This is a genomic window from Haladaptatus salinisoli (assembly GCF_020614375.1).
Lineage (GTDB): Archaea > Halobacteriota > Halobacteria > Halobacteriales > Haladaptataceae > Haladaptatus > Haladaptatus salinisoli.
The window spans coordinates 1,594,972-1,606,784 of sequence record NZ_CP085327.1; the positions used below are offsets into that span (position 1 = coordinate 1,594,972).

The 11,813-nt window shown below is 67.3% G+C and carries 10 protein-coding genes and 1 other RNA gene; 5 read left to right on the forward strand and 6 right to left on the reverse strand.

What is annotated here, in order from left to right:
• The first annotated feature begins 157 nt into the window (after window positions 1–157).
• From LIX00_RS08770 to LIX00_RS08785, 4 genes are all read left to right on the forward strand, one after another.
• Window positions 158–1,213, forward strand: coding sequence for a metal ABC transporter substrate-binding protein (locus LIX00_RS08770; RefSeq protein ID WP_227352817.1), 1,056 nt, complete (start codon window positions 158–160; stop codon window positions 1,211–1,213).
• Window positions 1,210–1,947 carry a metal ABC transporter ATP-binding protein gene (locus tag LIX00_RS08775; protein ID WP_227352818.1) on the forward strand — a complete coding sequence of 246 codons (738 nt, stop codon included), beginning with the start codon at window positions 1,210–1,212 and terminating at the stop codon, window positions 1,945–1,947. The genes LIX00_RS08770 and LIX00_RS08775 overlap by 4 nt, the downstream gene beginning before the upstream one ends.
• Window positions 1,940–2,761: a metal ABC transporter permease gene (locus LIX00_RS08780; RefSeq protein WP_227352819.1), complete on the forward strand. Its 822-nt coding sequence runs from the start codon at window positions 1,940–1,942 to the stop codon at window positions 2,759–2,761. The genes LIX00_RS08775 and LIX00_RS08780 overlap by 8 nt, the downstream gene beginning before the upstream one ends.
• Before the next feature lie 131 nt (window positions 2,762–2,892).
• On the forward strand, window positions 2,893–3,990 hold the full coding sequence (locus LIX00_RS08785; RefSeq protein ID WP_227352820.1) for an aminopeptidase: 1,098 nt from the start codon (window positions 2,893–2,895) through the stop codon (window positions 3,988–3,990).
• Window positions 3,991–4,012: 22 nt separating this feature from the next.
• Here LIX00_RS08785 and LIX00_RS08790 read toward each other — a convergent pair whose 3' ends face one another.
• From LIX00_RS08790 to rnpB, 5 genes are all read right to left on the reverse strand, one after another.
• Window positions 4,013–5,089 carry a matrixin family metalloprotease gene (locus tag LIX00_RS08790; protein WP_227352821.1) on the reverse strand — a complete coding sequence of 359 codons (1,077 nt, stop codon included), beginning with the start codon at window positions 5,087–5,089 and terminating at the stop codon, window positions 4,013–4,015.
• Between the two features lie 25 nt (window positions 5,090–5,114).
• On the reverse strand, window positions 5,115–6,032 hold the full coding sequence (locus LIX00_RS08795; protein WP_227352822.1) for a cation diffusion facilitator family transporter: 918 nt from the start codon (window positions 6,030–6,032) through the stop codon (window positions 5,115–5,117).
• 102 nt (window positions 6,033–6,134) lie between these two features.
• Entirely contained in the window at window positions 6,135–6,659 is a 525-nt protein-coding gene (locus LIX00_RS08800) for a hypothetical protein (RefSeq protein ID WP_227352823.1), read from the reverse strand.
• A gap of 92 nt (window positions 6,660–6,751) precedes the next feature.
• A complete protein-coding gene (locus tag LIX00_RS08805) occupies window positions 6,752–9,232 on the reverse strand; it encodes a heavy metal translocating P-type ATPase (protein ID WP_227352824.1) in 2,481 nt (826 codons plus the stop codon).
• Between the two features lie 359 nt (window positions 9,233–9,591).
• Window positions 9,592–9,941: RNase P RNA component (gene rnpB, locus LIX00_RS08810), an RNA gene on the reverse strand.
• A gap of 118 nt (window positions 9,942–10,059) precedes the next feature.
• On the opposite strand from rnpB, the gene LIX00_RS08815 reads away from it, so the two are divergent.
• Entirely contained in the window at window positions 10,060–10,662 is a 603-nt protein-coding gene (locus tag LIX00_RS08815; RefSeq protein WP_227352825.1) for a TIGR00296 family protein, read from the forward strand.
• On the opposite strand, the gene LIX00_RS08820 is transcribed toward LIX00_RS08815, so the two are convergent.
• Window positions 10,659–11,804, reverse strand: a complete 1,146-nt coding sequence (locus tag LIX00_RS08820) for a nicotinate phosphoribosyltransferase (RefSeq protein WP_227352826.1) — start codon at window positions 11,802–11,804, stop codon at window positions 10,659–10,661. The two genes, LIX00_RS08815 and LIX00_RS08820, sit on opposite strands and share 4 nt — an antisense overlap.
• Window positions 11,805–11,813 lie beyond the last annotated feature (9 nt).

An 11,813-nucleotide genomic window follows, 5' to 3' on the forward strand; every position in this document is an offset into this window, starting at 1 on the left:
GGTTTCCGAACCGTCATTTTCTCGCTTCGACCGTCGTCAGTGGCGACGTTCGGCGGTCGCCCGCGGTTCTCCTCGCCGCCGCCGGAGCGCCGTATTAACAATCTCGTACCCATGAATAGCAGAAGTTATTAAGATTGGGTACTGAGTTGTTAATAGCATGGCGACCGACATCAGTCGAAGACGGGTACTCGAGATGGGAACCGCGCTGTTCGCCGCCGGGAGCGTCGCCGGTTGCCTCGGGGCCTCCTCCGGCGAGGGCGGAGGGAGCACGAACGCAGTTCGAGCGACGTTTTTCGTCCTGACCGATTTCGCGCGGAACGTCGCGGGGGACGCCGCGACCGTCGAGAGTTTGGTGCCGATCGGCCAGCACGGTCACGGGTGGGAACCATCGGTGCAGGTTCAGCGCGACGCGTTCGAATCCGATGCCGTCGTCTACATGGGCGAAGGATTCCAGCCGTGGGCCGACGACGTGGTCGAAAACGTCCGGAACGAGCGTCCGGAGCTCACCGTCGTCGCGGCCAGACGCGGTATCGACCTCCTCCCCGCTCGGAGGCACGAGGAGCGACACGCGGGCGAGCACGCAAACGAGTCGGAGGAGGGGGAACACCGCGGTCAGGATCGTAACGGAAACCGCTCGGAGGCGAGCGAGGAGGACGAAGGCGGCCGCGACCACGGGGCGATCGACCCCCACTTCTGGCTCGATCCGCGGCGGTCGAAACGGGCCGTCTCGACCATCGAGGACGGTCTCTCCGGGATGGACGGCACCATCGCGGACGCGCTCGCCGAAAACGCCGCGCGTTACCGGAATCGACTGAACGAACTGGACGAACGGTTCGAGTCCGAACTCGAATCGGCGGAGAAGAGCGCGGTTCTCGTCGCGGGACACGACGCTTTCCGGTATCTCGTCGATCGATACGGCTTCGAGGTTCACGCCCTGACGGGACTCGCGCCGGACTCCGCGCCGAGTCCGGCGGACGTTCGACGCGCGCAGGAACTCATCGCGGAACACGAGATCGAACACGTCCTCGCACCGGTGTTCGAGTCCGGCCGAGCCGCGAAACAGCTGGTGGCGGAAACCGACGCGAAAGACCACCTCCCCATCACGCCGATTCCGGGCGTCACCGAGGAGTGGAACGAGCGGGGCTGGGGCTACGTCGAAATCATGGAGCGGGTGAACCTCCCCTCGCTGAAGACGGCGCTCGGGGCGAAATGACGGTCGTCGAAGTCGAAAACGCGACGTTCGGCTACGGAGATCGACCGGTTCTTTCGGGCGTTTCGCTGACGGTCGAAGACGGCGAATTTCTCGGGATCGTCGGGCCGAACGGGTCGGGCAAGAGCACGCTCCTCGAACTCGTTCTCGGCCTGCGCAACCCGGACGAGGGGTCGGTTCGACTGTTCGGCGAACGCCCCCGAAAGGGGAGGGAGAACGGACGGGTGGGCTACGTCGCGCAGAACGTCACCGCGGTATCGGGAATGCCGGCGACGGTCAGGGAGGTCGTCGCCGCGGGCCGCGCCCCTCACCTCGGGTTCGGATTCGCGGGGGAAAGAGACCGGAGCGCCGTCGAACGCGCCGTGGAAACGGTCGGAATCACCGACCTCGCCGACCGCCGCATCGACCGGCTCTCGGGCGGCCAGCAACAGCGCGCCTTCATCGCCCGCGCGCTGGCCGCCGCCGCGGACGTGCTCGTACTGGACGAGCCGACCGTCGGCGTCGACGCCGAATCGCGCGCATCGTTTTACGGACTGCTGCGCGACCTGAATCGGGACGGGTTGACCGTCGTCCTCGTGGAACACGACATCGGCGTCGTCACCGAGCACGCGGACAGAATCGCCTGCGTGAATCGGAAGCTGTACTTCCACGGCGACGCGGACGAGTTCGACGCCGGCGACGCGCTGGCGGACGCCTACGGCGCGAACCAGCGCCAACTTCACCACGACCATGATTGATTTCGCGGAGATGCTCAGCTATCGGTTCATGCGTCTCGCGTTGATCGCGGGGCTCTGCGTGGGCCTCGTCGCGCCCCTCGTTGGGTCGTTCCTCGTCCACCGGGGGATGGCGCTCATCGGCGACACGCTCGCCCACTCGGCCTTCGCGGGCGTCGCGGTCGGGCTGTTTCTCGGAAGTTTGAACGTCGCGACGTCGCCGTATCTCACCGCACTCGCGGTGTCCGTCCTCGCGGCGCTGGCGATACAGACCCTCGCGGAGCGCACCGACGCGTACGGAGACGTGTCGATGGCCATCGTGCTCTCGGGCGGGTTCGCGCTGGGAAGCGTGCTCATCAGCCTCTCGGACGACGGTATCGCGGTCGGCATCGACCAGTACCTCTTCGGGAACCTGGCGACGGTGACGGCGGAGAGCGTCACGATGATGGTCGCGCTCTCGGCGCTCGTCGTCGGCGTCGTGAGCGCGACCCGGCGCCGACTGTTCGCGGTGACGTTCGACGAGACGGCCGCCCGCGTTTCTGGGATTCCGGTGCGTCGGTACAACCGTCTGCTCGTCGTGCTGACCGCGCTGGTCGTCGTCGCCGCCATGCGGATTATGGGCGTCATCCTCGTGGCGGCGATGCTGGTCGTCCCCGTCGCCGCGGCGGCGCAGGTCGCGCGGAGTTTCCGCCAGTCGCTCCTCCTCGGCGTCGTCGTCGGTGAAGTCGCCGTCGTCGTCGGAATCACGCTGTCGTACGCCTACGGACTGGCCGCCGGCGGCGCGATCGTGTTGGTCGCCATCGCCGCGTACGCGGCGGCGACCGTTGTCGCTCGGTGACTCGCTCGTTTCGGGAGTTCGACCGGTGTTCGATAGCGGAGCAACCGACTCGTTAGTGACGGGATCAGCGAGGCGCAATCGCCGCGGTTCTGAATCGCGGGAGCTTTTCGTTCGCCCTCCGAGCGTCGGGTATGGACGAACGAATCCACGAGCACGCGGACGTGTTGGTAGACTGGAGCGCGCGGGTCGAGGACGGCGACGACGTCGTCGTCCTCGTCGGCGAGGAAGCGCACGACCTCGCGGTGGCGGTCGGCGAGAAGGTGGGCGAACGAGGTGCGAACCTGCTGACGGTGTACGACTCCGGCGAGGTCACGCGGGCGTACCTCCGCGCGCACGAGGGGGACTTCGACGAGGACCCCGCACACGAACTGGCGCTCTACGAGAACGCCGACGTAGTGCTCGTCCTCGCCGGCGGTCGGAACGCGACGGCGAAGGCGGACGTGCCCGGCGAGGTGCAACAGGCGCACTCGAAAGCGACGACGGGGATTCAGGAGGCCCGCCTCGGCACCGACTGGGTGTCCACGCTCCACCCGACCCGCGCCGGCGCGCAACAGGCCGGGATGGCCTACGAGGAGTATCAGGACTTCGTGTACGACGCCGTCCTCCGGGACTGGGAGTCGCTCGCCGAGGAGATGGCGAGGATGAAGACGATTCTCGACGAGGGGAGCGAAGTCAGAATCGTCAAGGAAAACACCGACGTCACGATGTCCGTCGAGGGCCGAACCGCGGTGAACAGCTGCGCGTCGGTGGCCTACGACTCGCACAACCTGCCCAGCGGCGAGGTGTTCACCGCGCCGCACGCGACCGAAGGCGAGGTGTTCTTCGACGTGCCGATGACCCACCGCGGAAAACGAATCCGGAACGCCCGCCTCGCGTTCGAGGGCGGCGAGGTGGTGGATTTCGACGCCGAGGTCGGCGAGGACGTGCTGGCCGACGTCCTCGACACGGACGACGGCGCGCGCAGGCTCGGCGAACTCGGCGTCGGGATGAACCGCGGTATCGACCGGTTCACCGGCAGCATCCTCTTCGACGAAAAGATGGGCGACACCGTCCACCTCGCGGTCGGTCGCGCCTACGACGCCTGCCTCCCAGAGGGCGAATCCGGCAACGACAGCGCCGTCCACGTCGACATGATAACGGACATGAGCGAGCGCTCGCGGATGGAAGTGGACGGGGAAGTCGTCCAGCGGGACGGAACGTTCCGGTGGGAAGACGGCTTCGAAGCGTAGCGGAGGACGCCGGCGAGACGCGCTACGTCCACCACCGACTCCGCCGCTCCTCGGCGGACGCGTCCCGGAACGGCGGCGCGAGTTCCGAGTCTTCGAGGCCGAATCCGTACCCCAACCAGTAGCCGACGTACCAACCCACCGCGTCCGTGTCGACGCTCGAGATGGATATTTTCAGTCGCTTGTACTCCTCCAGCGCGCCGTCCCGGTCGGGGTCGACGCCGCGGACGCCCCCGCAGGAACCGCTCGACCCCGAACTGCAGGGCAGTTCGTCGGGGAATTGAATCACAATATCCGCCGCGGAGCGGTCGCGGGTGAACGAGAACGAGACGTTCGCGGGGACGGTGCCCGCGGCACCCCGGGCGTAGTAGTCGAGGGCGTGTTGCACCTGCCGTTTCACGGCGGCGCGGTCGTCGGTCGGGCCGAGGTAGACCGTGAAGTGCGAGTCCGCCCACGGGAGCGGGCGCTCCGTCGCGTTCCGCATCGGGCGCATCGAGAGGGCGGCCTCGGCGGACATTATCGACTGGGGGGCCGAACTGTGGTTCAGCCCGAGCGTGTGGCCGAGTTCGTGTTTCAGGACGAGGACGGTCGAGTCGGTCGAGAAGGAATCGCCCACGTCGACGCGCATCGGTCGCGATACCTGCGAGGCTTTCGTGATGTACGGCGCGCAACCCGCGGCGTGCTGGATGCTGGGACAGCTTCGAACTTCCTCGACGAAGTTGACGACGAGATCGGGATTCTCGGCGTTCGGGGCGAGTTCGTACCGAACGGCGTACCCCGCGTACTGCTCGCTGTGTCGCTCCCAGTAGTCGAGCGCCCGCCGGACTTCGGCGCGACGGTCGCGCGGGTTCTTCGCGCTTCGGTTGATGGCGACCGTTAACACCCGCTCGCCCCACGGATTGGCGCGGTCCACGACCGTACCCTTCGAGGTCGTGCTAGTCGTTCCGGTCGTTCCGATCGTACCGGTCGTTTCGGTCGTGCTAGTCGTGCCAGTCGTCGCGTTCCCGTCGGTCGTCTGCGACGTCGTCGGCCGGTCGAACTGTGCGCCGGCGCACCCGGAGAGAACGATACAGAGGGCGATCAGGAGCGTACGCCGCTTCATTAACGTATCATGGAACGTCGTGATATCAAACTTTGCGGCTCCGGAAGTAGCAGTCGAAATCGAGGGTGTGGCTGTACGACCCCGATTCGACCTGGATGGTCGCGTGGTCGATGTCGAATCGGTCGGCGAGTTCGGATTGGCAGTGCCGAAGCACCGCGTCGGGGTCGACGTCGTCTTCGACCACGACGTGCGCCGAGAGGGCGTGTTTCGTCGAACTGATCGACCAGACGTGAACGTCGTGGGCCTCCACGACGCCCGGCAGGTCGGCGAGGTACTCGCGCACCTCGTCCACCGCGATGCCGGACGGCGTGCCCTGCAGGAGGATGTTCAAGCTCTCCGCGAACAGGTCCTTCGCGGAGTAGACCACCAGCGCGGCGACGGCGAGGGCGAACAGCGGGTCGAGCAGGAGGAAATCGGTGAACGCGAGCGCGATACCGACGGCGATGGCGGCCACGCTCCCGGCGGCGTCGGCGAGCAGGTGGAGGAACGCCCCTTCGACGTTCAACACCTCGCGGTGGCCCGACAGCGCCCACGCCGCGGCGAGGTTCGCCGCCAGTCCGAGGACGCCCACGACGACGACCAGTTCGGCGTCCACCGGTTGCGGGTTCCGAAAGCGGCGGAGCGCGTCGAAGAGTACGTAGCCGACCGCGACGAGCAGGAGGAGTCCGTTGCCGAGCGCCCCGAGCACCTCCGCGCGCTGGTAGCCGTAGGTTCGCTTGGCGTCGGCGGGACGGGCCGAAATCCACGCCGCCGCGAGCGCGAGGCCGAGGCTGGCGCTGTCGGCGAACATGTGAACCGCGTCCGCGAGGAGGGTGAGCGACCCGCTGTAGACGGCCCCGAGGAGTTCGACGACGAGGAAGACGGTGTTGATGGCCAGCGCGAGCGTCAGCGCGCGAACGCTGGCGTCGCCGCGGTCGTGGCCGGCGTCGTGGTCGTGGGCCATCGGCGGAGGGTACGGGGCGCAGCTTAACAGTAGTGGCGGCAATCGGAAGAGGACTCGGCGGTTGGCGGCGCGATGCGGTAGTCGGCGACCGAATCGGCGAACTCAGCAGATGGCGTAGACGACTTGAACCCCGTCGTCCCGAACCGTCACGTGAGCACTGCCGTAACATTTGCTCGTCCGGATGGTCGCGCAGCCACGGCGCGGCGAGTTCGTCGTGGGGGCTCCGGTCGTCGCAGAGTCGACCAGTTCGCCGCAGACGGAGAACGCCTCGACGCCGTCGGGGTCGGCCTGCTTCAGATTGTACGCGCGGACGCCGCCTCCCGACGAGAGTTCGTGCGTCTCGTCGTACGCCGTCTCGCCGGTCTCCTCCCGGACGACTCGGAGGCGGACGACTCTAGCATCGTCGCTCTCGTTCCGGAGGGTGATCGCGTGGTCGGGATCGGGCGTGTTCGAGGCCGCGGACAGCCAATCGTCGGTCGTCGTCTCGTCGACGGCGGTCGTGTCGTCGGACGTGGTCGTGTCGTCGGTGCCCGGCCCGCCGATACCGGTCGGGTCGCTCACGCACCCGGCGGTTACCAACGCGCCCCCGATAGCGGCGAGGACGGAGCGGCGTTTCGGTTCGTGCATACGCCGTGAAAATTCGCGCTCGGGAATAAGTCTTCTATAGGTTCAAACGGCTCTTTGCGTTACGTCGACGGAGGCGAACCGACGGCGGGGTTTCACTCGTCGTCGGGACTGACGCCGGCCAACCGCATCGCGTTGCTCGTCACGCCGAGGCTCATGCCCATGTCGCCGACGACGATGGCGTGGACGACGGTGACGAGGCCGAGCGGCGCGCCGACCGCGAGCACCGCCTTCACCGCGAGACTCGTCCAGATGTTCTGGCGGATGACGCGATTGGCCTTCCGGGCGAGATTCCGCAGGTAGGGAAGTTTTCCGAGGTCGTCGCCCATCAGCGCCACGTCGGCCGTCTCGATGGCGGTGTCGGTGCCCGCCGCGCCCATGGCGATGCCGACCGTCGCGGCGGCCATCGCGGGGGCGTCGTTGATGCCGTCGCCGACCATCGCGACGCCGCCGTCGGCGAGTTCCTCGACGGCGGCGACCTTCTCCTCCGGCAGGAGTTCGGCGCGGTACTCGTCCACGCCGACCCGCTCCGCGATGGTGCGTGCGGTTCCCTCGTTGTCGCCCGTGAGCATGACCACGCGGGAGACGCCGAGGTCGCGGAGGCGCGCGACCGCCTCGCCGGCACCGTCGCGCACCTCGTCCGCGACGGCGACGACCCCCTCCAGTTCGTCCTCCGTGCCGACGATGACCACGGTCTTTCCGTCCCGCTGGAAGCGCGGGACGACCTCCGAGAGCAGGTCGAGGCAGTCGTCCCGACCGTCGCAGATGCTCTCGGTTTCGAGCGAGTCCCCGTCCGCCTCCTCGCCGACCACCATCCCGCCGTCCGTCGTCAGGTGGGTGTGTTCGAGGTCGAAGCCCAACTCGGCGAAGAGCGCCGGTTTCCCGGCGTAGTGGGTCGCGCCGTCCAGGTCGGCGCGGACGCCCTTCCCCGTCAGGCTCTCGAAGTCGGACACCTCGCTCTCCTCGACGCCCCGCTCGCGGGCGTAGTCGACGATGGACTCCGCGATGGGGTGCTCGCTCCGGTGTTCGAGGCTGCGGGCGCACCCGAGCACGTCGTCCTCGTCGTTTCCGTTGAGCGGAACGACGTCGGTGACGGTCAGTTCCCCTTTCGTCAGCGTCCCGGTCTTGTCGAGGGCCACGGCGTCGAGTTCGCCCATCGCTTCGAGGTGGTCGCCGCCCTTGACGAGGACCCCGTTTCGCGCCGCGCTGGTGATACCCGAGACGACGCTGACGGGCGTGCTGATGACGAACGCGCAGGGACAGGCGACGACGAGCAGGGTGAGACCGCGGACGAACCACTCCTCGAATGCCTCGCCGAACAAGAGGGGCGGAACCGCGGCGGTGAGGACGGCGCCCGCGACGACCACGGGCGTGTAGTAGCTCGCGAAACGGTCGACGAACTGCTCGTGTTCGGTCCGGTTGCTCTCGGCGTCCTCCACCAGTTCCACGATGTGCGAGAGCGTCGAGTCGCTCGCCTTCGCGGTCGTTTCGACTTCGAGGTACCCCTCCTCGTTCACCGTGCCGGCGTACACCTCGTCGCCCTCGCTCTTCTCGACCGGGACGCTCTCGCCCGTGATGGGCGCCTGATTGACCGAACTCGTCCCTTCGCGCACGTCGCCGTCGACCGGAATCTTCTCGCCGGGGCGGACCACCACGGTGTCGCCGACCCGAACCTCCTCGACGGGAACCGTCTCCTCGTCGCCGTCCCGGCGCACGGTCGCCGTGTCGGGCGAGAGGTCGACGAGTTCGCGCAGGGAGTTGCGGGCGCGGTCCATCGAGAAGCGTTCCAGCAGTTCGGCGACGCTGAACAGCACCGCCAGCGTCGCGGCTTCGAAGTACAGGCCGACCGCGATCGCGCCGACGATTCCGGCGGCCATCAGCAGGTCGATGTCGAGGCTGGCGTTCTTCGCGGAGTAGTAACCGTTTCGAACGACCGCCTGCCCGCCGACGGCGGCGGCGGCGAGAAAGCCCACGTCCGCGACGGTGAACGTCCGACCGAGGGCGGCGAAGAGGTCGGCGTTCGCGGCGGGCAGCAGGAACTCGACGAAAAGCGCGCCGAGGAGGAAGGCCGCCCCGGCCCACGTCTTCAACGCGCGAGCGCTCGTCCACACCGCCCGCGACGACTCGACCGCCGGTTCGTCGTCGGTCGATACGTCGGACACGTCGTAGCCCGCGCCCTCCACCGCCTTCACGAGGTCGTCGCGGGAGGCGTCCGTGGCGGTGACGACGACCCGGCCCGACGCGGGTTGGGCGTCGAACCCCTCGACGCCGGGAACGTCGCCCAGCGCGTTCTCGACCTTCCCGGCGCAGGACGGGCAGTCCATCTCGGGGACCGAGAGGGTCTCCGTCCGCGCGTCGACCACGTCGTAGCCCGCGCTCTCGACGGCGGCGCGAACGTCGGCGGCGTCGGCCGTCTCGGAGTCGAAGGTGACCACGAGTCGGCCGGCCGCGACCTGCGCGTCCGTCTCGGTGACCCCGTCGACGGACTCGACGCTCGCGGTGACCTTTCCGGCGCAGGACGGACAGTCCATCTCGGGAACCGATAGACGAAGCGTCTCCGTCCGATTGTCGCTCATCGGACGAACCTACTCGCCGGAGCGTTATTAATCGCTCTGCCAGAAAACGGGGTTTGACTAGGAGTCTCTAGTAAATAAGGGGTTATTATTTACTAGGCCGGTCGGTGCGCCGGGGCGTCGGTACCCACGAGACGAGCGTTTCGTATCGTACAATCGTCACTTTAAACCGTTTAATCGGTTATTGTACCGTTGAAAACGGAAACGATGGCGAACCATCGTTCTCACTTATTGAGGTTGGTATCGATGCACGAACCGGGCAGCATGAGGCACATCAAAGCAGGAGCGGGCCTGGCGGTGGTTCTGATCGAACTACTCGCCGTGGTCGCGTTACTGGCGCTCGCGTTCGGCATATGAAAAGCGGCTGAGGGGAGTAAGCCCCCTTCTGTTCGGCCCGGCATTCGGCTGAGCGTCCGCACCGCGGCCGGAGACCGGCCGTGTCCGAGCTACCAAGCGGTGCGGACTTGCACCGGCAAGGATTCGCCGTTCCATCCCTTCTTCGCAGTCGTCCCTCGGTGGGTTAACTCCCTCCCCTTGCGGGTCGGTTCGCGCACCGCATCGGTCGTGCGAAGTGGTCTCGTTTCTGTTCCAGAGCCAGCGGTCTCCCGCTCCGGACTTGCGCCCGGTTGCCTGCCCGGACGGTGGGGGGACTTTCCTCACGTGGGTGTCGGTAACCGACACCGTGAACCGCGGGAACCGGGCTCCCTCTGCCGTAGTAAGCTAGCCCACAGACGCGTTTAAGCCGTTCGGTCCGCGCGGTCACGGGGGCTTAAAGACGGCCAGATTGAAGGGAAGCGTTGAAGATGCTTCTGTGCATAAGGGTAGTCTGTATGTCTGAGGCACAGGCAGTTACCCTCACCTACGAGGATGGCACGCGCGCGGTCGAACTCGCACGGGAGGCGGTCACTTCGTACGTAATCAACGGGCAGCGTGAACAACCCGGCAGCATGCGGGAAGCGTTCTACGCTCGAACCGGCGTCTTCGTTCGACTGGAGTCAACCCGTGGGCGCGGAAGCCTGCGCGGGTGTGCCGGTGCCTACGAGACGAGCGAACAGTTGGGTCACGCGATAGTCGATTCGGCCATCGCGGCGGCCAGCGGGGACTCCTGCGGGTCGGAAGTCGAACCGGCAGAGTTGTCGAATCTCAACATCTCGGTGTTCATCGTCGAGAACACGGTGTTAACCGACGACCCCGCGAACGACATCAAACCGGGACGCCACGGCGTCGCCGTCGAAGGACGCGGCCAGCAGGCGTGGATGTACCCTACCCTGCCCGTCGAGCACAACTGGAGCGTGTTCGAGTACCTCGACCGCACCTGCCGCAAGGCCGGTCTCCCCCACGGCGCGTGGGAGGACGACGACGTGTTCGTCACCCTCGTCGACGGGCCGGTGTTCCGCGAGCGCGAACCCGAAGGGAGCATCGAACGGCTCTAATCTCCGAACCCAACTGCCGCCGCGTCGTCGCCGGCACGCCGGGCCGCATCGTCCACGGCGAACTCCCGCACGAGTTCGCCGTCGCGGAGGAGCGGTTGTAGCAGCGGTTCACCCTCCGCGTCGTGGCGCGCGAGACCGACGTGATGGCCGCCGTCCGCCGTGCGATACGCCTGTTTCCTGCCCGAGAGTTTCCCGCGCTTCGACACCGGTTCGCCGTCGACCTCCACGATGTCGAGCGCGAAGTCGACGGGGTCCGCGTTGCTGATGTAACTGCCGACGCCGAAGCCGTCCGCCACGTCGCGGAGTTCGCGGAGTTCGTTCGGGCCGAGGCCGCCGCTGGCGAAGATGCCCACGTCCTCGAAGCCGCGCGAATCGAGTTCCCAGCGAAGTTCGCGCAGTATGTGTCGGAAGTTTCCTCGGCGCGAACCGGTCGTGTCGATGCGAACGCTGTCGAGCGACTCGCCGAGCGCCGCCGCCGCGCGGAGCACCTCGTCTTTCTCGTCGGAGAACGTATCGCAGAGCGCCACCCGCGGCACGTCGTCGCCGACCGCGTCGTCGAACGCCCGCCACGCGTCCTCCTGATTTCCGTTGCCGAAACAGATGAGCAGCGCGTGGGGCATCGTTCCGCTAGCCTCCGCGTCGAGCAGTTCGCCCGCCGCGACGTGCGAGATTCCGTCCAACCCGGCGACGAGCGCCGACCGCTCCACGACAGCGGCGATGGAGGGGTGGACGTGTCGCGCGCCGAAACTCAGTACGGTCGAGTCCGGGGCGGCGAGGCGCGTCTCGAGCGCGTTGGTCGCCATCCCCGAGGCGTGCGAGAGGAAGCCGAGCAAGGACGTTTCGTACCGCGCGAAGTCGAGGTAGCGCCCTTCGACGGTGAGCACCGGGCCGCCGTCGAACAGTCGTCCCTCTTCCATCGCGTCCACGTCGACGGGGAGCCCTTCGAGGAGGTGGGCCGCGTCTTTCACGCCGGAGAGCAGTTCGAACTCGCCGGTCGGGAACTGGTCGGCGGTCACTTCGGCGACGACGTTCGGATTCTTCCCCGCGGCTTCGAGCGTCGTCTCGGTGCGGAGGAAGTAGGCGTCCGTCGCGGTGCCGTCGCGGATGGCCGCCTCCGAGACCACGTCGAATCGGTCACTCACGCGAACCAC

Coding starts and splice junctions, on each gene's coding strand:
- LIX00_RS08790 (WP_227352821.1), bottom strand. CDS start 5,089: ATGAAGCGGCGTACGCTCCTGATCGCCCTCTGTATCGTTCTCTCCGGG.
- LIX00_RS08775 (WP_227352818.1), top strand. CDS start 1,210: ATGACGGTCGTCGAAGTCGAAAACGCGACGTTCGGCTACGGAGATCGA.
- LIX00_RS08770 (WP_227352817.1), top strand. CDS start 158: ATGGCGACCGACATCAGTCGAAGACGGGTACTCGAGATGGGAACCGCG.
- LIX00_RS08800 (WP_227352823.1), bottom strand. CDS start 6,659: ATGCACGAACCGAAACGCCGCTCCGTCCTCGCCGCTATCGGGGGCGCG.
- LIX00_RS08795 (WP_227352822.1), bottom strand. CDS start 6,032: ATGGCCCACGACCACGACGCCGGCCACGACCGCGGCGACGCCAGCGTT.
- LIX00_RS08815 (WP_227352825.1), top strand. CDS start 10,060: ATGTCTGAGGCACAGGCAGTTACCCTCACCTACGAGGATGGCACGCGC.
- LIX00_RS08785 (WP_227352820.1), top strand. CDS start 2,893: ATGGACGAACGAATCCACGAGCACGCGGACGTGTTGGTAGACTGGAGC.
- LIX00_RS08780 (WP_227352819.1), top strand. CDS start 1,940: ATGATTGATTTCGCGGAGATGCTCAGCTATCGGTTCATGCGTCTCGCG.
- LIX00_RS08805 (WP_227352824.1), bottom strand. CDS start 9,232: ATGAGCGACAATCGGACGGAGACGCTTCGTCTATCGGTTCCCGAGATG.